An 18629-nucleotide genomic window follows, 5' to 3' on the forward strand; every position below is an offset into this window, starting at 1 on the left:
CCATTGAAAAGTTATCTGCAAAAAAGTATTGAAGGTCAAAAACTGAGAAAACGAGAGTATTTAAGAGCAAAGCGTTTCTCCATAGAGGGAGGATAACGTGGCAAGTTTTTTTGATATACTTAACCGAGTGCAAAAAAATAAGGTCGGATGATAAATAGAGGATGGTACTTTGATGATTGCCGAGTTACGACAATGGGCTTTGGAAAATGAAATTGAAAAGAAAAGTATGGGTGGCTTTTGGTACTGCTTCAATAATTATAAAAACGATGACCCCCAAGAATTTAGAGAGGTCTTCGGTGACGATTTTGATGAATCGCAACTTAAAATTCAACTTAAGAACGTAGCTCTATTTATTGACAGATGGGATGAAACGAAGGAATACGAAGCTATCTCATATGAATTTGATTACGCAGTCGCCTATATTCCAATTGAATACAAGAGTAAAAAGTTGGGTGTTTATCGGATGCTTTTCAAGTTAAATGGAGAATCGTTTGATGATTTCTTTGTTCTTAATTGAGCGAAAAAAGCAATTGCCATCATTACGCTAACGCAGAACGATAGTTGAGTTAAAAGGTACATTAGCAAACTTATGAACAGTTTTCAGCATCGCCGGTAGCCTGCTCAACTATCGGGAAGTAGTGTGGGCAACAAAAGTTTATTATATTTTTAATTAACGGGGGCAAACGTATGGAAAAAATGAACCATTCAGATGCCAGTATCATATTAAAAAGGCTCATTAGGGAATTTGCTGTAGAAGAAAAAATACAGCGAGGTCATTTAATATGGAACTCATTAAGAAATAAGCCGCAAGTAGTAACCTTTGAGAACGCGATAAACTGGAATGAACAGGGAGAACTAATTTTTTATTTGGAAAGACAAAGGGAATTGTTTAAGGCAAAAACAGCTGATGTTAAGATATTTTTTGAAAATATAGAGCCGTGGTTAGAGATAGATGCGTATCTATTCGACTTATCGTATAGTTGGCTTACCGCATTTACACATGAGGACACTATTTTATTTTTACAGCATTAGAAATTTATAATTGTGCTGACGAGGAACGAGAGTTCAATTAATCGCTTTATCATGAGGCGGTTTTTCTTTTGGTTGAAATCAACAATATAGAATAACAGAAAACCGCATTCTCTATTTAGGAGGAACGGTTTTTTTTATTCCTTCCATCAAGCAGCCCGTCTTATGTCCAAGCAATCACTATGTAGGAAGCATATATATATATCGTAATGAAAATTCACTGAGGGGAATGAGTAAATATGAGCGGAGTAGGTACTAGCACAGCAGCTGTTTTGGTTCTTTTTATTCTTTTGGTAATTATCTTATCAGTAACTTGTGTTTGGTAATCATCTTATCAGCAGCTTGTGTGTTCTAAACCAACACTAATATCGAGAAAAACAAAAACGGTTCCTATCGCGAAATAGATGCGCGAACACGGATCGTTTTTTCTCGTTGTTTTTAAGAAACACCTTCTCGTAAAGAGAGAGATGTTTTAAATAAGAGGCTGACGGAGACGAGTGTACTGGTAATATACAATTTATGTTCAAGTGGATAGTTCCGCATTAGGTCAATACCCGATTTCGAAACCCATTTCACTATTCCTTCCAACAAGCAGCTGTAGCCGATCCGATATCCCACCACTTACCGTCACGATACATAGTTTACGGGTTATACCTTACTGGATTTGTGCAATACGCTGATTTTAATTACCATAACAACAACTTTGTAATCGCTCATTATCAGTTTGATTGAACTCACTATTTCGTGGAAGCTGTTGCTATTTTCGGTCTCTTCACATTAATACACTTTTAAGAAACCGACTTTAAAATAAGCTGGGATAGGAATAGAAGTCATAACGGCATTACGTTAATGGCGATCTATAGTTGAGGGGCTTGCCTCGCGGCAGCTCCTCTTTTATTAAAGTTACGGGCAGTAGAGCGTGGTGGAATGGCTATTTAGATGCACATTCAGCCAGCGACTATGAGTAGAATTTGAAGCGATACGAGAACCAATATGTAGGAGAATTTTGGTAGTGAAAAAGCAGACTTGACCCTGAAGGATATTCAAAAACAAAATGTGATGTAAGCTAAATGTTTATTTATTCTTGGTTGTTGGAGATTTGGTTTATACAGATCTTCAACAGTTATTTTCTGTTTGTTTACTGCGGAATATATAGAATTTCTATATTTGAATAAATTCTTTTGATATACGATACTCCCTACTCTGGAATTATACTTTAAATACGCAAGAGTAAAAAGTGGAGGTATATCATGATAAAAACTGTTGGGATTATGGGAGGAATGGGTCCGCTTGCCACGGTCGATTTAATGAATAAAATTATACGATTAACACCTGCCCAGAATGATCAGGAACATGTTCATTTAATTGTTGATAATTATCCGCAGATTCCTGACCGTACATCAGCAATTATGGGTAAAGGTAATGACCCACTCCCCTATATGAAACAATCAGCCAAGACATTAGAAAAGGCTGGGGCAGATTTACTCGTAATAGCTTGCAATACTGCACATTATTATTTACAAGAAATTCAAGATACGATTCAAGTTCCGATTATTAATATGCCAAATGAGACGGCTAGATACATTCATGAAGTCTGCCTAAGATGTGTTGCGTTGTTAGCGACAGATGGCACTATGAAATCCATGATTTATCAGAAGTCCCTCCGTGAAAGAGGACTAGATGTACTGGAGCCTGACGAGATTACACAAGCAAAGATAATGGAAGGCATATATGCAATAAAAGCCGGAGAAATTGCAAAAGGCAAAAGTTTATTAATTAACGCAGCTCAAATAATGATTGAAAAAGGAGCGGAAGCGGTTATTGCGGGTTGCACCGAGATTCCGATTGTTTTAAGTGATGCGGAAGATATTAAAGTGATTGACCCGACTCATATTTTGGCTAAAAAGGTTGTAGATATCGCTAACCAGGAATATGTGTTGTATAGAGATTTTGGAACTGATAGTAATAGAGCTATAAAGGGATGAGCCAACTTCGTGAAAGGAAAAAGATTTTCTTGGAGAAAAAAGAAGTTCCATATCATGCCTATTACGGTATTCAAACGATTCGAGCAGTAGAAAATTTCCCCATCACAGGCTATCGTATACATAAATCGTTAATTCGGGCTACAAAGATTCGTTTGAACTACTCTTGTGTGCAAAGCGACTCGTTTAGTTCCGTACAAACTTCATATCGCTGTAATTTCCACAGATGCTTCTTTGTATTTTGAGGAAATGGAAACAATACTTGTAATGAACGTCTTTCTCTTTTACCACTGTCGATCATTGCAAATTGACACAAAAAGTAGATAGGGATAAGGGGTTGTATTCATCGTTGGATGAAAGAGTGTGAATAATTAACAATAGAAAAAATTGTAAGTTAAACAAAGGAATAGAATTTAGCCTACTTGCTAACACTCAATCAATTAAAGTAACTAAGTATTTTGACTATATACTTATGTTATTTTCTATAAAATGACTCTTTAGAAAGGCGGGGGCATTATGAATATAGAAAACATTGAAGCTTTTGTTTACGTACACCATTTAGGTAGCTTTAATAAAGCAGCTCAAGCGCTGTTTTTAACGCAGCCTTCCGTGTCGGCGCGGATACAAGCTTTAGAAAGGGAATTGGGAAGTCAGCTTTTTTTTCGGGAAGGGAAACATATCCTGATCACAGAAAATGGGAAACAGTTTCTTCCTTATGCACAGCTGATCTTGACGACTTATCAGGAAATCAAAATCAAACTTCAGCAAAATTTGGCTGTATCCTATGAATTAAAAATTGGCTGCGCTATTTCTGTTTCAAATTATCTGTTACCAGACATTCTGCCACTATTTAGCGAAAAATTTCCAGATGTGAAAATAAAAATTATGACAGGTCATTCCAACGTGATTCTGGAGAAGGTCTTGAATAAAGAAGTAGACTTGGGCATTGTACGCACGGTTACTCATCCAAATATTGACAATGTTTTGTTTCATAAAGACCCCATCGGATTGTTCGTACCTCTTGGACACCCTCTATTAGAAAAGGGAAGCGCTGCAATCAATGAAATCAGTCAGTTTCCTCTCATTTTCTTTGACTATGGCTCCATGGACTGGCTAATGATTACTCGGCTTTTTGAGAATATGAATCCTAACATCGTAATGGAAGTCGACAGCATGGAAGCGGCTAAAAAGCTCATTCTGAAGGGCATGGGGATCAGTTTCTTGCCTGAGCATTGTGTCAGGAATGAGATTGAAAACGGTCTATTGTCTCGTGTTGAGATTACTCCCGAAGTTGATATTTCAATCAGAATCGATTTGATTTATTTGAAAGGTTCGAGCTCACCTTTTTTGAATTTTTTCCAGCAGATATCGTTTGGAAAAATCTAACGAGGGTTATGCTAGTTGATCTTGATGTTGAATTTCCATAGGAATTGCAAGGGGTTGATAGCGCTGCTAATCTGGAGATCTTTCTTTTTGAAGGAGTGGCAGTGGCATTGATGGCCGCGATAGACCGCACGCACGCTAGGGGGAGAGCGGGGAGTAACGAGGGGAATTGGAGATATTGCTGCTAGAGGCATTTCAATCAATAGGGCGGTTGGTTGGATCGCAGCTGCATCAGTCGCAATTGCCGTAACTCTTGCGGCGGTCTCATTTAGCCGCAAACCGGGAGGGCTTAGCTATGAATCGAATTGAAAAGAGCAAAGCAGCTAAGAGAAACAATGTAGGTAGCTTTGTGGTCATTAGACAATAAATACACCCTGCTCAACTGTCCAATGACACAAAAGTGCCTACATAAACCAATCCGAAAAAGCTTGAGAAATCAAGCTTATATTATTTTTAAGTAGAGAAATTTATGTCAGTAATAAATGCACAAATTCCCCTACATTGTAGAGAGCGTACAGAAACTGACTGGTTAATATGTAGAGTTGAAGACCACACTTTTATGGGAAGTGGAGGAGTCTTTAATCTGGATGAAATAATAGAAATTTTCAAAAATTGGGTAGCTTCAATTATATGATATTTAATTCACCCACCTTACGGCAGCTGGTCACAACGATTAGCTGCCGTTTCCAATTTCTTTGTAATGAGAATTTATAATAAACGATATTAATTTATTGTAAAACAATAAACTATGTTGTAAAGTAAAAACTGACATTAAATAAGTGAGGTGCAGTTTATGAAACGAGGAAAAACACTCTTTTTGAAGATAGTTGTTATTCTTATTGGAATCCCAATTCTCGCTTTGTGCATATTTTTAGTGCCTAAGATTGGGAATTTTGCTGGAGAATTGTATCCAGAAACGGCTTATATGAAATCTCTCGTTTTAATCGATATGTACGCAGCAGCGATTCCTTTTTACTTTGCTCTGTATCAAGCTTTTAAACTTTTAAGCTATATTGATAAGAACCAAGCGTTCTCGGAGTTATCAGTAAAAGCTTTAAAGAATATAAAATACTGTGCCATCACAATCAGTACCTTGTACCTGCTAGGTATGCCACTCTACTATCTCATGGGGAAGAGAGTTGACCCTCCAAGTTTCATACCAATGGGATTGGTCATTATTTTCTCCTCTATGGTGATCGCCGTTTTTGCTGCTGTTCTCCAAAGACTTTTACAAGAAGCTATTAATATAAAATCAGAAAATGATTTAACGGTCTGAGGTGGAGCATATGGCAATTATTATTAATATTGATGTGATGTTAGCAAAACGAAAAATGAGCGTAACGGAGCTTTCGGAGAGGGTTGGAATTACCATGGCGAATCTTTCCATTCTGAAAAATGGGAAAGCAAAAGCGGTACGTTTTTCAACATTAGAAGCGATATGTAAGACTTTGGATTGTCAGCCAGGTGATATTTTGGAGTACAAAAGCGACGAAGACACTCAATAAAAACAGACAACAAATTTATTTAACGGGGAACGATAGTTGAGGGCTTACTTCGCGGTAAGCTCTTCTTTTTGTTATTCAAGTAACGGGCAGTTAACTTGAAGATCAATTGCGGTGAGCCGTATCATAAGTGAGGCGAAAAATTAGGGGGACATACATGTCCAGTGTTTATCGTTGATGAACCATTTACAGAAACCAAAAAAATTCGGAATATTACGAGAAATACATCCCAATCAGTTAAATTCAAAGTCTTCAGAAGGGATAATCAAGTTTGTCATTTCTGAGTTAACTAAAATTTAGCTTGGGGTAATGGCTATGAGTAAGTAGATTTGTCTGAAAAATACCGAATTGCCCGTTCAAAGCCACCTCAGTGGCTTGAAACGGGCAATTTGATTTGTTATACAGACGACCTTGGCCTTTTGCAGGGCGCTCCATTGGGGTATGGACTGCTACATGAGATCTTACGGAATCCCCCCAAGAAAGGTAACGCGCAACAATTTCCCTTGACTGATTCCATTAAACCCTTGCTCCATAGAACAGTCCCTGCTCCTCATTAATGTCAATAATAACAATGTTGGTGAAGAAAAGAATCAATTTAGAGCGTCAACCCGCCGTCAACCACTACGATGGAACCTGTCATGTAGCTGGCACGATCGGAAGCAAGGAATGCGACGACTTCCGCCAGCTCGTCTGGCTGCGCATAGCGGCCCATACGCATATTGCCGACTTCCTCCGGTACGTAGCCGCCCGACATGAAATCCTGTTCTACGCCTTTCGTAAGAGCCGTCTCAACGCCGCCCGGGCAAATGCCGTTGACGCGGATGCCTTTCTTCACATACTCGATCGCCGCGCCCTTCGTTAGGCCGACAACCGCATGCTTGCTAGCGGAATAAGCGGAAGCGCTGTGCTCGCTCTTCACCCCCGCCGTCGAAGCGGTGTTAATGATCGTTCCGCTTCTTTGTTCCTCCATCACCTTTAGAACATATTTCATGCCGAGGAAGACGCCCCGGACATTTACGTTCATAATCCGGTCGAACTCGTTCTCGTCAATGTCCGCGAACTTCGAGAACTTCTGTACAACACCGGCATTATTGAAGAAAATATCGATGCGGCCGTAGGTATCAACCGCAGCCTTAACATAACGCTGAACATCCTCGCTTTTCGATACGTCAGCCTGTACGAAGATCGCTTCGCCGCCCTGCTCAAGAATAAGACGAACCGTCTCCTCGCCGGAGGCCTGGTTAAAATCGACAACGACGATCTTCGAGCCGTAACCTGCCATTTTTAAGCTGCTTGCACGACCGATGCCGCTTCCTGCGCCAGTAACGATAGCGGTTTTATTATTCAACATAGTGGTTCATCCCTTTCCATAATTGTAGCAGACATTCTCTGCATTTTTAGTGTAATACGCTTTTACAGCGGTTAATTGTATTAATCAACGATTTGTAGTACTTTTTTAACATCTTATTGTTAACACTAATGGAATCAATGGAGGTACGCATGAATAAGCTGCCGGAGCTGGCTGTCTTTGGCGGGCTTCTCTATGATGCTGTTCAACTGCCAGTCTTTATCATACATCCTGGGCGGAAAATCGAATCGGAATACGCCAATCGTGGGCTTAAAGCGAACCCGTACTTTGCTTCGATACGCGATCAACTTGCCGGTTACGCTTATGCGCTATATGCTGTGGAGCAGCCGGTCCATTTTACCCGTTCCCGGCTTCATTATTTCTTTGTGAATGCGCTCGATGAAGACCGACTTGCCGGCACGCTCGTAGTCGGCCCATACTTGCATGAGACGCCGCGGGATAGTGAGGCGATTAATAAGCTTCATGCGAGCAACAGGAAGCGGCTTCTTGATTTGTACGAAGCTGTCCCTTTGGTAGCCCCGGAGCGTGCCCGGGCGCTGAGTCAGATGATCTACTATGCGATTCGCCGGAAGATTGTCGACCCGACAGTGAATCTTCTGGCCGACGGAGTGCTGCTGCCGGAACCGGTTGCGAAGAAGCAAGAACCGGATGCCGAGCTGTCCCGAAGCCGCCGCAGCGGCATGCTTCACACTAACTTGTCGCATGAGCGTGTTTTGCTGCACTACGTGCGTACAGGAGATAGGGAACGAATTAAGACATTTGTTATGGAATCCATCATCGGAGAAGACGAGCTCGGTGTGTTGGCCAAGCGGAGTCGGCTTCGCAGCGAGAAGAATCTGATGATTACGGGAATCGCACTAATTTGTCGCGCGGCGATTGAAGGAGGTATGCACGAGGAAGATGCTTTTACGCTGAGTGATTTCTATATTCAGCAGTTGGAGGAGAAGGATACGCTGCAGGCGGTCAACACTGTCATAATGGAGGCGCTGTTTGACTTTGTTGACCGAGTGGCGGAGGTCCGCCGTGGTCATTACTCGCCTGCAGTGCAGGATTGTCTGCACGACATCACCAACCATCTGTACGGAGACATTACGCTCGATCGGCTCGCAGAGCGCACCAATCTCAGCCCGAACTACTTATCGAGCCTGTTCAAGAAGGAGGTTGGTATGACGATTTCCGAGCATGTCCAACGCGAACGGATCGAGGAAGCGAAGAGGCTGCTCACGCTAACCGACTATCCGATCACCGACATCGCCGCATGGCTGAACTTTAACGACCAGAGCTATTTCATCAAGGTATTCAAGAAATGGAAAGGGATGACACCGAAGGCGTACCGCCAGTCCGAGCGGCGCCAGGTGCAAAGCCATTCAGAACCAAGCAGCACCTGAAGAATGTCATATTATTTCTGGACAGGGTAATGGGCCTTGTGAAGCAACCTTGCGCAAATTCAATCTAAAAAAACAGTGAGCGGGTGGCGAGCTTCTTGTCGAGGTAGAAGACGATGGCGTTGGCATAACGGCAGTGCGACTGAGTGATGCGCAAATAGGTTAAAAGGGATGCTTCCGAGTTGAACTTAATCGAAGGCAGTCCCTCTTTATGCACTTATCGTAATGCAATGGCAAAATTTCGCCTTTGGAATGATATGGTGAGCCGTACCACAAGTAACGGCAATGTTTTGAGCGAAAAGGTCATGGCTGACGTTAGAACTTAATAATCACGTTACCTTTTTTACGCTCGGTCTCTACATACTTGTGGGCGTCCGGTAGGAGCTCCAGAGGATATCGACGATCGATCACGGCGTTCAGCGTTCCATTTCTTACGAGTTCCATGAGAAACGCCAAATTCGCTTTGTTTTGCATAAGGCCGGCTGTTGCAAAAACAGCCCGTTTACCTTTAAACAGGGAAGTCCACATCATCTGTAAAATGATAGACAGCTTGGGTACAGTAGTCAGATAAATTCCCTTGTTCGTAAGTACACGCTTGCATGCCGAGAAGGAGCGTTTGCCTACAGCATCAAAAACGACATCAAAGGCTTTGTCCGCCTTCGTGAAATCCTCCTGGGTATAATCAATAATGAAATCTGCCCCTGCTTTTCTTACCAGACCTTCGTTGCCGGCAGAACAAACACCGGTTACTTCAGCGCCATAGTATTTGGCTAATTGCACAGCGTAGATGCCGACAGCCCCCGAGGCCCCATTAATCAGCACTTTCTGCCCCTTCCGCAGCTTCGCCATATCTCTTAGAAACGTCAATGCGGTGGCACCCCCGTCACAGACGCCGACGGCTTCTTCAAAGGCGATGTTGTCCGGTATAACCGCAAGGGGGCTCTCTTCGGAAAGACACTTATATTCGGCGTAAGCACCGAAATTTTTGATGCTCATACCCAAAACACGATCCCCCGCTTTAAAATGCTTTACTTCTTTGCCGACCGCTTCGACCTCTCCGGCTAATTCGCTTCCTCCAATTGCAAATTTTGGTCTGGACAGTCCGTATATTAATTTTATCATAAGCGGATCGCCCTTGCGAAAAGCGCAGTCCGACGGCCCTACTTTGGCAGCTTGGATACGTATGAGAATTTCCTTGTTTCCAGGTGCGGGTTTCGCGATTTCTTGCGGGACAATCACTTCCGGTGGACCATACGAGATTTGGACCATGGCTCTCATGGTTTTCCCCTCCAATTCTTTGGTGCATACTGTGTAGAACATATCATCACAAGTAACGTTAAATTTTTATCATCCACTGCAACGGTCCTTTACAAAAGGACCCCAAACGTTTGAAAATGGATAGGAGGAAGAACGGAAGAGAAGGAGTTGAAGGAAAGCGATATGAAAGACATTCTATACAAGTATACGTCGAGATGGACTTCCCTTAACGAGGAAGATCAGCAAGCCATTGTGAACGAGATCCGAATAGAAGAATTTAAAAAGGGGACCGCTCTTTTTAAACAAGGAGATGCCCCTACAAAATGTTATTTCATCCTGAAAGGTTGCGTAAGGCAGTGTTCGATCGATGAAGAGGGAAGAGAGGTCACGTCAAATTTCTACACCGAAGAGCAAGCCATCGCCATTTTCAATCATCACAAACCAGACAAGTCGTCCGATTACACCTTCATATGCGTTGAAGATTCGGTAATGGTCGTTGGCGACCTGGATACGGAAAATGACATGTACAACAAACACCCCCAATTGGAATCGATGACCCGCAGGATGATCGAGGAGAACTTTAGTCAGGTCCAAGAGGAATTCGCTGCTTTTATCGCTTCTTCACCTGAAGAACGCTTCAAGACGCTGCAAATGAAACGCCCATCTCTCATCGACCGGGTACCCCAACATCAATTGGCCAGTTATCTCGGCATTACTCCAGAGTCACTAAGCAGAATTAAGAAGAGAATCCACCAAGACCTTCGCTGATTCGATAACCCCATCCTTGGAATAGCCATGACCCCCCCTAAGTTTAAGTAATGATAACATTGTAACTAGGGGGGATGTATATGTGCATTGACTTAAGTTAAGAGTTTAACCTGGAAATTGGAAACCTGCGTATGCCGTGAGAAAAACGAAACTTGCCGTTACAAACAGCGCGGTGAACCGTATCACAAATAAGAGCATGGGACTAGAGAAAATTTAAACATTCCGCTCCCTCGATATGATTTAATTTTCTCACGCAAGCTCGTGTATTCGCAGGATAGCTCAATAAACACGAAGAAACGGCAGCCGCATAAGGACTGCCGTTTTCTCAACTAACGGGCGGGATAGATTAAGATCATACGCAGGGAAACGTACTATAAGTAAGGGCAAGTTATATATCTTCCGCGCCTTGATTATAGCCGCTGTCGATCGCGACGTGCTGAATGGACGCGATCAAGGCCACTTCTCCGAATGCGCCTCTCACTCGGACGGAAGCGGTGACTGCCCGACATTAATAGTGGGGGGCATATGAGAAGGAATCGTTCCTTCCGGCATCTCGCCGTCAATGCCCAAGAAATAATGCCGGATCGGCGACAATTGCTCATTCAATTCGTACACGAGCGGGATGCCGGTCGGTATGTTCAGATCGGCGATCCCGTCGGCAGGGACTCGATCCAGATGCTTCACCAAGGCCCGTAACGTATTGCCGTGAGACGCAATGAGAATGTGCTTGCCGGACGAGAGAGCGGGGGCGATTATCTCCTCCCAGTACTTTAACACTCTGCGCTCCGTATCATCGAGATTTTCCGTTAACGGAAATTCCCCTTCTTTTAAAACCCGGTAGCGTGGCGCGGACGCTTCGTATCGGGCATCGTTTTGATCCAATGCAGGTGGGCGAACGTCGACGGACCTGCGCCACAAGTGAACTTGCTCTTCTCCGTATTTCTCGGCCGTCTCGGCTTTGTTTAATCCTTGTAGGGCGCCGTAATGCCGCTCGTTCAGCATCCAGCTTTTGAATTCCGGAATCCACGTCAAATCCATTTCTTGAAGAATGATCCACATCGTCCGAATCGCACGCTTCAGAACGGATGTATGCGCTGCGTCGAAGACGTAACCCTGCTTTCTCAGGATGATTCCGGCTTGTCTTGCTTCTTCGAGACCGTTCGGAGACAAATCCACGTCTGTCCAGCCCGTAAATCGGTTCTCGAGATTCCATTCGCTCTGTCCGTGGCGGATCATTACTACTTTGATCATGTGGAATTCTCCTTGTATAAGGATAAGTTGCCCAACTCCATCATAGTTGTCAGCTTTGGCGAAAGCAAATGACCATAAAAATGGTCAGTATATAGTAATAGCGTCTACTTCCGTAGAGTTAGTGCGAGTGGATATGGGAGATTTTAATAGAACTATTATAATTAATGATTCTTGTTGCCGTTTCCTGGCTACGAACGAACGTTCAGAAGGTGTGCTCATCAATCAATATAGTTATCTTAGGTCACAAAAGTATGGCATTTGTGCCGCAAGCAAACGACACAAATATGGGCACATTGTATGTATACGACACAAAAGATGGGACATTGCAGTGACTTTACGGATAATCGTCAAGAATTGATACTAAACTAACGGGCAGCATACCTATAATTAGGAATGAAATTACCGAAATGTGACTACTTAATTTAAGATTAAAGCCCAACAAACTTGATCGTAGTGAAATCAAGAATATACTGCTCATATTATGGCAATATAATAAAAACAATAAGGAGAGATTCCCTTGAAAAGAACGATAGCTGATTCCATCGTGGAATCCCTTCTGAACGCCGGCGTAAAGCGAATTTACGGCATTATCGGCGATTCGCTTAATGCCTTGCTCGATGCGATCCGTCGTTCCGGAAAAATAGAATGGATCCATGTCCGCCACGAAGAGGTTGCAGCGTTCGCGGCTGGCGCGGATGCCACCCTCAGCGGAGGAATCGCCGTTTGTGCGGGTAGCAGCGGACCAGGTAATTTACATCTCATTAACGGTTTGTACGATTGCCATCGAAACCGGGTGCCAGTACTTGCGATTGCCGCTCATATTCCGAGCAGTGAAATTGGCAGCGGCTTTTTTCAAGAGACACGTCCGGACATGTTGTTTCAGGAATGCAGCTTCTTTTGTGAAATCGTAACCGGACCGAGGCAAATACCTCGAGCGGTTACGATGGCGATGCAAACCGCGACGGCAAGGTCGGGAGTGTCTGTCTTAGTTCTTCCTGGTGATGTAGCCGCTTTCGAATACGACGAAAGCCCGGTTCCAGAACGCGTCATCCATTCCACCCGGCCAATTGTCTGCCCTTCTACAGACGAATTGAAGACGCTTGCCGACTACTTAGACAAAGGCAAGAGGATCACATTGCTGTGCGGTGCTGGCTGCTCGGGAGCTCATGCTTCGCTCATGAAGCTGTGCGAGAAACTGCAATCCCCGATGGTCATAGCGCTGCGAGGAAAAGAATATCTGGAATATGACAACCCGTATTCCGTCGGATTAACCGGCCTCATCGGATATTCATCAGGATACCACGCCATGATGGAATGCGATGTCTTACTCATGCTGGGTACCGATTTTCCATACCGGCAATTTTATCCGCAAGAAGCGACCATCCTTCAGGTTGATTTGGATTCCTCCCGACTAGGCCGGCGAACGCCGCTCGCATACGGGGTGTGCGGAGACATAAAGACGACGGTCGACATGCTGTTACCCCTTTTAATGGAACCACACTCCCCCGATCACCTGCAGCACTTTGCAGCACATTATGCCAAAGTCCGCGAGGAACTGGACAACCTTGCAGCTCCTGGTCGAGCTCCTATTCATCCACAATTCCTCATGAAGGTAATCAGCGATCTCGCAGATGAGGATGCCGTTTTTACTTGCGATGTTGGGACGCCGACTGTGTGGGCTGCCCGATACTTGAGCATGAATGGAAAAAGAAGGCTACTTGGCTCGTTTAACCACGGAACAATGGCGAACGCCATGCCCCAGGCGATTGGGGCGCAGGTTGCGCAACCGGGACAGCAGGTCATATCGCTGTCTGGGGACGGGGGACTCACTATGCTGCTCGGAGATCTATTGACCCTTCGTCAGCAAAAGCTCCCGATCAAGATCGTTGTCTTTAATAATGGCGCGCTTGGATTCGTGGAATTGGAAATGAAAGCAGCTGGCTTTTTAGAATTCGGAACGGAACTCGACAATCCAAACTTTGCGGCACTTGCTCAAGCCATGGGAATCGAAGGAATTCGCGTCGAGGATCCGAATGACTTGGAAAGCGCCGTTCGCCGAACGCTCGAACACAGCGGTCCGGTAGTGCTAGACGTCGTCGTCAATCGTCAGGAGCTGGCGATGCCGCCGAAAATCAACCTCGAGCAGGCTCGCGGATTTACGATGTGGATGCTGAAAGCCGTTTTGAACGGGCAAGGCAACGAAGTCATCGAACTGGCGAAAACCAATCTCCTTCGGTAATAAATAGGAGTACTTTGGACTCCTACAACTGACTGGTCACACTGCCTTAGTCGCAAGTTTAAAATAGCCCCCATCTGATTGCCAGATGAGGGCTATTACGCTTACATTAATACAAATAGAATTACAGCCGGTTACATCGCAAATATCTCTAGTATATATCGGAATTTATTCGATTTGGTGCCTATGTCCGATTAATGAGGTAGAGAACTTTGAGCAATCGGCAGTCCGTTAAACTAAAGGGCAGATTAACGCAACATTACTTGTTGAAACTTCGTCTAATTTATAAAGAGGGGGAACAAAAATATGAGGCGAGTTACGTTACAACTCATTTTGCTTACGCTTATGAGTCTAACCTTATTTGGTTGTGAAGGAAGTCCTCAGCAAAAAGATGCTGTTTCAGGGGATAAATTATACATCCCAGAGGGTTATAAAACACAACTTACCTCATTGAAATTAACTGAAGCAGTATCACTCCCTTATTTTACTAAACCATTCATATGTGTGGCAAAAGACCAAGAACAGCAACAATTTGCAGTTGTATTTTACACCGAAAGTAAGATTAAAACTGTAAAACTTCTCATTAGTTATGAGGAAGTTATAAAACGAATTGAATCAAAAGGATTTAATATCAAAATTGGAACAACTTCTTTACAAAATCTACATTTGTTTGAAATCAATAATGAATTATATTGGAACTTCGAAGATGGGACAGGGAAAATATACTTGAATCTTCAGGGCGAAGTAGTAACTGACCCGTTTAAAACAAAAATTGCTGCTTAACTAACGAGGAACGATAGCGCAATAACCAGGGAGCAGCTCGCCAAGCGGCAGCTGCTCCCTGGTTTCGTTAAAGTAACGGGCAATACTTCAATGAAGCCAATGGACATGTGATAATATTGAGGTATCTAAATTGCCTATGTGAGGTGTAAATTGAAGAAAACTGTCTTAGTAAATATCAGTTATTATGTTGAAATTGATGAAAGTGAAAATGAACTTTCTCAAAAAATCCAAAGAAAACTATGCGAGAATCGGATATTAGAGTCTGATGACGAGAATGTCTTTCTAAAATGGAACCAATCTTCATTTAAGGTTTTGAATCCTCAAATCATGAATTGTGGTAGATGTGCGAATTGTGGATGTTGGACAACGGATATGGAAAAGCATAACGCGATTTTTGGACTAGATAATGGAGCAGTACACAATAATAAATTGCTTTGTGATGAGTGCCTGCCTCCCGACCATAAATGGGCTTTTTAATTCAACTAACGAGTAACGTTAGTTGAGTAAATGTAAAAAGAATGAAATCTTATTTTCATATGGCTTTAATGAATCAAGCCTATAATAAAACTGACCCCCTTTAAAATATAAATAGTTATAACCCACAGCCCGTTGCTGTGGGTTACTTTTTTGTTCATTAAAGTAAAGGGAGGATAGTTCCTTTAATTAGTAACATTGATAAAAAATAGAGCGTAACAACGCTGCTACATGGCAGTGTTGTTGCGCTCTATTGCGTCTAAGACTGGACACATTGGGGGGCTTAATTAAAGCGGTCAATTCATGAATCGCATTGTTTTCGACCAGAGACATATTGAGTGTGAATCTGAAAATACTAGAAGTAGCGAAATTGCAAATTCAGGTTTCGTTCTGGAAGCAAATTGTCTCAGGCGATTGTTCGGAAGCGATTTTGAGTTCAGGCAGACGACTCGGAATCGAGTGGAAAGAACCATCTTTTATACTTGGGCTTATTCATATTGATTATGCTTCGCTAATGAAAAGCTACGGCTTAAAGGATAAGCAACTTATCTTCTATTTCGGGCTATATAACATTGCTCAAGAACTGGCTACTAGTAAGGATGGAATTTCTGTTTTTACAGATGACGGACTTGAATTGCATTTTGTAAAGAATTATCGTAATAATTTGGCTATTAACGCCGCGGATTCATTTCGTCAATTTGTATTAGATCTGCAGAGTAAGGCTGAAAAGTATTTAAGGCTGGCCACCCATATTGTGTTCAGTTATGAGTTTTAAGGTATAGCGGGAATTGGTAGGGTGCATGGGGAACTCAAGCGGTATAATCTTGGACTTTATTACGAGCAGGGCTTGTTTTATAAGATGCCATCCAAATTTGCTGACGTTACGTTTAATGAGTCCGTGACTGCTGCAGAGAACTTGAAAGAAACGCTGCTTCGTGCATATAGAGATGAAGATATTGTCGCACTCGCAGATATCTTGGATAATGCGGTAAGGCGGCGGCAGCTAATAATTCATCGCCATTTACATTGGTAACTATAGCCATCATTTATCCTCAATCCTAGTTATTTTTCAAGGTTTTTCAAGAAAATCACGGGGCTCAATTTCACAGATTATGTTAACCAATATAAGATGAAAATTGCGCTCCAGATGTAAAAAATAGAGAAACGACGATCGAAATGATCTCAGCCCAGCTCGGTTATTCCGACCGAACGTATTATTCGAAAGTGTTTAAAAAATATAACGGAATAAGCCCGTTTGACTATAAAACGAAGGCTGGGAAGATTTGAATGATGGAAAGACATGTGCAGTCGACTGTACATGTCTTTTTGACTTAAAACACTTAAATAGTAAAGGATTTACTCGCAGAGGTAATAATCTTGCATATCGTTTGTGCACATTAATTTGTATAATTATATGATGAAAACAACTGCAGGAGTGTGACGACGTGCAAATCAAACCTTATCAGGTCGCTGCAAATGGAAGCTTTGGATGCCAGAGGCCAGTTGGAGCAGGTTTTTATGACTCGGTTAGCAACCAGACATACGTAACTTGGAACGGCCCGGAAATGGATGTTTATGTCAGAAGCTTTCATCACAACGAGCAAGAGTGGGGGCCAAGTAAAAAAGCAATTGCTAACGGCATGAAGGATACTTGGGATTACCACAACTACCCTTGTATGGTGAAGGCTCCGGATGGTAGACCGGTCATTTTTTATGCAAAACATGCAGAAGAATTATACTTGCTCACGGCTCCTGAGCCGCATTCTTTAACTGGTGAATGGACACGACAAACAATTAGCTGTGACCAGAACTGCTATCCGGCACCAGTTGTTGTCGGCGATACGATTTATGTCTTCTATTCATGTAATAATGATAACCGCTATCCGTACCGTACATACCGTTATATACGCTCCACAGATAATGGAGTAACGTGGACTACGCCACTAACCATTATCGACAGCGAAAAAAGAGATCCGGATAAATTTGATGAAGTCTATTTATTTGGGTCTGTATATGAGCCTGGCAAAGGAGACCTACCTGGTAGAATCCATTTGACTTGGTCCATGTGGGGGGGACCAAAAGGACATGCATGTGAGGGGCGTGGCTGCTTCTATGCCGCATTCGATCCGCTTTCGGAACGAATGTACAGCGCTGATGGCGATGACCTTGGTCAGTGCATTTATTTTGAAAATATGATGGAAAAGTGTTTAATCGATACCGCGGAGCCTACGTACGACATTAGCCATACCATACTATGTCCTGTATCTGTCTCTGATCCTTTGACAAATAAACCGGTTGTCGCTTATGGCTATCGGGATAAAGACAGGACCCATGGCGAGATCCGAGTAGCTAGATGGAAGGAAAGACGATGGGCCATTCAAACGCTATTTGAAACCTCTTACGAGTTTAGAGATATGGAACTAGTACCAACGAATGACAAGTTAAGGATTGTGTTTTGGTCACAAAACACGCTTTGCATTCAGCAATCGTTCGACGGAGGCGCGACTTGGCAACCAGAATCGCAGACAGAGGTGCCTTTCGATAATGGAGCCTATTATGCGCCTTACACGAATTTTATTGAAAACCATAAGCCAGAGGTTCAGTTGCTGCTTGGACAAGTTAATTGGCAAGAAGCTTTTACGGATTATTCTGGTAAATGGTCAGTGTACGCGGTGGGAAACACCACATAGGACAACTAAATAAAGCTTTTACTGTGGTTTGGATAGCTCAGGTATGAGAAAAGTTGCAAATTGGAGTTAACCTTGAGGAAACGGGAGATAAGCTTTTACACCTGTTGGGTTGGCATTAAGCTAATGAGGAACGATAGTTCAATTACTAACATTACGGCAGCCGGCACACTATCGGCTGCCGTTGTCTGTTGAAGTAAGAGCAGAATAATTCCAATAATAAAATACAGTGACAATATGAAACGCGTTAAGATTAAACCAATACATAATAATAGAGAAAGTAAAAATACAAAAAAACATAGCGAATTGGAGGCCATCTTTTGAAAAAGCCCTTTGATGAAAAAGCCTTGCCTCTCGAAATAAGAAAGCACTATAAAGAATAACAGGAACGTACCTTCTAACATCCTGGCCTATTTGGAGGAATACTATCGTGATGAACAGATGGAGAATATGCAACTCGCACTTTTTTTCAGTTTCATAGAGATTGAATGCGCAACCACAGTTTATGTGGATGAAGTGGGAG

At 42.9% G+C, this 18629-nt stretch carries 19 protein-coding genes; 16 read left to right on the plus strand and 3 right to left on the minus strand.

Annotation, left to right across the window (positions count from 1 at the left end; all coding sequences use genetic code 11):
• The first annotated feature begins 172 nt into the window (after positions 1 to 172).
• The 7 genes from J2Z65_RS33035 (at position 173) to J2Z65_RS33065 (ending at position 5899) form a co-directional block, all read left to right on the plus strand.
• On the plus strand, positions 173 to 517 hold the full coding sequence (locus tag J2Z65_RS33035; protein WP_209856248.1) for a hypothetical protein: 345 nt from the start codon (positions 173 to 175) through the stop codon (positions 515 to 517).
• Positions 518 to 687: 170 nt separating this feature from the next.
• Positions 688 to 1032, plus strand: coding sequence for a hypothetical protein (locus J2Z65_RS33040; protein WP_209856250.1), 345 nt, complete (start codon positions 688 to 690; stop codon positions 1030 to 1032).
• A gap of 1247 nt (positions 1033 to 2279) precedes the next feature.
• Positions 2280 to 3014: a cysteate racemase gene (gene cuyB / locus J2Z65_RS33045; protein WP_167059282.1), complete on the plus strand. Its 735-nt coding sequence runs from the start codon at positions 2280 to 2282 to the stop codon at positions 3012 to 3014.
• Between the two features lie 513 nt (positions 3015 to 3527).
• Positions 3528 to 4397, plus strand: a complete 870-nt coding sequence (locus J2Z65_RS33050) for a LysR family transcriptional regulator (RefSeq protein ID WP_167059279.1) — start codon at positions 3528 to 3530, stop codon at positions 4395 to 4397.
• Between the two features lie 466 nt (positions 4398 to 4863).
• Positions 4864 to 5028, plus strand: a complete 165-nt coding sequence (locus tag J2Z65_RS36225; RefSeq protein WP_167059276.1) for an Imm53 family immunity protein — start codon at positions 4864 to 4866, stop codon at positions 5026 to 5028.
• 159 nt (positions 5029 to 5187) lie between these two features.
• The gene (locus tag J2Z65_RS33060) at positions 5188 to 5670 is read left to right on the plus strand and encodes a DUF2975 domain-containing protein (protein WP_167059273.1); all 483 of its coding nucleotides are present in this window, start codon (positions 5188 to 5190) and stop codon (positions 5668 to 5670) included.
• Between the two features lie 10 nt (positions 5671 to 5680).
• Positions 5681 to 5899, plus strand: a complete 219-nt coding sequence (locus J2Z65_RS33065) for a helix-turn-helix domain-containing protein (protein WP_004434885.1) — start codon at positions 5681 to 5683, stop codon at positions 5897 to 5899.
• A gap of 592 nt (positions 5900 to 6491) precedes the next feature.
• Here J2Z65_RS33065 and J2Z65_RS33070 read toward each other — a convergent pair.
• The gene (locus J2Z65_RS33070; RefSeq protein ID WP_167059270.1) at positions 6492 to 7247 is read right to left on the minus strand and encodes an SDR family NAD(P)-dependent oxidoreductase; all 756 of its coding nucleotides are present in this window, start codon (positions 7245 to 7247) and stop codon (positions 6492 to 6494) included.
• Positions 7248 to 7396: 149 nt separating this feature from the next.
• Here J2Z65_RS33070 and J2Z65_RS33075 point away from each other — a divergent pair, with 149 nt between their 5' ends.
• Positions 7397 to 8653: a helix-turn-helix domain-containing protein gene (locus J2Z65_RS33075; protein ID WP_167059268.1), complete on the plus strand. Its 1257-nt coding sequence runs from the start codon at positions 7397 to 7399 to the stop codon at positions 8651 to 8653.
• Between the two features lie 312 nt (positions 8654 to 8965).
• Here J2Z65_RS33075 and J2Z65_RS33080 read toward each other — a convergent pair whose 3' ends face one another.
• A complete protein-coding gene (locus J2Z65_RS33080) occupies positions 8966 to 9928 on the minus strand; it encodes an NAD(P)-dependent alcohol dehydrogenase (protein ID WP_209856253.1) in 963 nt (320 codons plus the stop codon).
• 162 nt (positions 9929 to 10090) lie between these two features.
• Between J2Z65_RS33080 and J2Z65_RS33085 the strand changes: the two genes are divergently transcribed.
• Positions 10091 to 10675: a Crp/Fnr family transcriptional regulator gene (locus tag J2Z65_RS33085; RefSeq protein ID WP_167059266.1), complete on the plus strand. Its 585-nt coding sequence runs from the start codon at positions 10091 to 10093 to the stop codon at positions 10673 to 10675.
• A gap of 477 nt (positions 10676 to 11152) precedes the next feature.
• Here J2Z65_RS33085 and gpmA read toward each other — a convergent pair whose 3' ends face one another.
• Positions 11153 to 11926, minus strand: a complete 774-nt coding sequence (gene gpmA, locus J2Z65_RS33090; protein WP_167059263.1) for a 2,3-diphosphoglycerate-dependent phosphoglycerate mutase — start codon at positions 11924 to 11926, stop codon at positions 11153 to 11155.
• A gap of 517 nt (positions 11927 to 12443) precedes the next feature.
• Between gpmA and poxB the strand changes: the two genes are divergently transcribed.
• From poxB to J2Z65_RS33125, 7 genes are all read left to right on the plus strand, one after another.
• Positions 12444 to 14165: a ubiquinone-dependent pyruvate dehydrogenase gene (gene poxB, locus J2Z65_RS33095; protein WP_167059260.1), complete on the plus strand. Its 1722-nt coding sequence runs from the start codon at positions 12444 to 12446 to the stop codon at positions 14163 to 14165.
• 303 nt (positions 14166 to 14468) lie between these two features.
• Entirely contained in the window at positions 14469 to 14945 is a 477-nt protein-coding gene (locus J2Z65_RS33100; RefSeq protein WP_209856256.1) for a hypothetical protein, read from the plus strand.
• Positions 14946 to 15095: 150 nt separating this feature from the next.
• Positions 15096 to 15422 (plus strand): hypothetical protein, encoded by a 327-nt coding sequence (locus J2Z65_RS33105; RefSeq protein WP_209856259.1) that lies wholly within the window; start codon positions 15096 to 15098, stop codon positions 15420 to 15422.
• A gap of 337 nt (positions 15423 to 15759) precedes the next feature.
• Entirely contained in the window at positions 15760 to 16194 is a 435-nt protein-coding gene (locus J2Z65_RS33110; protein WP_167059255.1) for a hypothetical protein, read from the plus strand.
• Positions 16195 to 16215: 21 nt separating this feature from the next.
• Positions 16216 to 16452, plus strand: a complete 237-nt coding sequence (locus J2Z65_RS33115) for a hypothetical protein (protein ID WP_167059252.1) — start codon at positions 16216 to 16218, stop codon at positions 16450 to 16452.
• Positions 16453 to 16595: 143 nt separating this feature from the next.
• Positions 16596 to 16706, plus strand: coding sequence for an AraC family transcriptional regulator (locus J2Z65_RS35555; RefSeq protein ID WP_240159738.1), 111 nt, complete (start codon positions 16596 to 16598; stop codon positions 16704 to 16706).
• 158 nt (positions 16707 to 16864) lie between these two features.
• On the plus strand, positions 16865 to 18109 hold the full coding sequence (locus J2Z65_RS33125; RefSeq protein WP_209856262.1) for a BNR-4 repeat-containing protein: 1245 nt from the start codon (positions 16865 to 16867) through the stop codon (positions 18107 to 18109).
• Positions 18110 to 18629: the final 520 nt, after the last annotated feature.

The organism is Paenibacillus aceris, assembly GCF_017874035.1.
In the GTDB taxonomy this organism is placed as follows: Bacteria; Bacillota; Bacilli; order Paenibacillales; family NBRC-103111; genus Paenibacillus_E; species Paenibacillus_E aceris.

Coding starts and splice junctions, on each gene's coding strand:
- J2Z65_RS33035 (WP_209856248.1), top strand. CDS start 173: ATGATTGCCGAGTTACGACAATGGGCTTTGGAAAATGAAATTGAAAAG.
- J2Z65_RS33040 (WP_209856250.1), top strand. CDS start 688: ATGGAAAAAATGAACCATTCAGATGCCAGTATCATATTAAAAAGGCTC.
- cuyB (WP_167059282.1), top strand. CDS start 2,280: ATGATAAAAACTGTTGGGATTATGGGAGGAATGGGTCCGCTTGCCACG.
- J2Z65_RS33050 (WP_167059279.1), top strand. CDS start 3,528: ATGAATATAGAAAACATTGAAGCTTTTGTTTACGTACACCATTTAGGT.
- J2Z65_RS36225 (WP_167059276.1), top strand. CDS start 4,864: ATGTCAGTAATAAATGCACAAATTCCCCTACATTGTAGAGAGCGTACA.
- J2Z65_RS33060 (WP_167059273.1), top strand. CDS start 5,188: ATGAAACGAGGAAAAACACTCTTTTTGAAGATAGTTGTTATTCTTATT.
- J2Z65_RS33065 (WP_004434885.1), top strand. CDS start 5,681: ATGGCAATTATTATTAATATTGATGTGATGTTAGCAAAACGAAAAATG.
- J2Z65_RS33070 (WP_167059270.1), bottom strand. CDS start 7,247: ATGTTGAATAATAAAACCGCTATCGTTACTGGCGCAGGAAGCGGCATC.
- J2Z65_RS33075 (WP_167059268.1), top strand. CDS start 7,397: ATGAATAAGCTGCCGGAGCTGGCTGTCTTTGGCGGGCTTCTCTATGAT.
- J2Z65_RS33080 (WP_209856253.1), bottom strand. CDS start 9,928: ATGAGAGCCATGGTCCAAATCTCGTATGGTCCACCGGAAGTGATTGTC.
- J2Z65_RS33085 (WP_167059266.1), top strand. CDS start 10,091: ATGAAAGACATTCTATACAAGTATACGTCGAGATGGACTTCCCTTAAC.
- gpmA (WP_167059263.1), bottom strand. CDS start 11,926: ATGATCAAAGTAGTAATGATCCGCCACGGACAGAGCGAATGGAATCTC.
- J2Z65_RS33100 (WP_209856256.1), top strand. CDS start 14,469: ATGAGGCGAGTTACGTTACAACTCATTTTGCTTACGCTTATGAGTCTA.
- J2Z65_RS35555 (WP_240159738.1), top strand. CDS start 16,596: ATGATCTCAGCCCAGCTCGGTTATTCCGACCGAACGTATTATTCGAAA.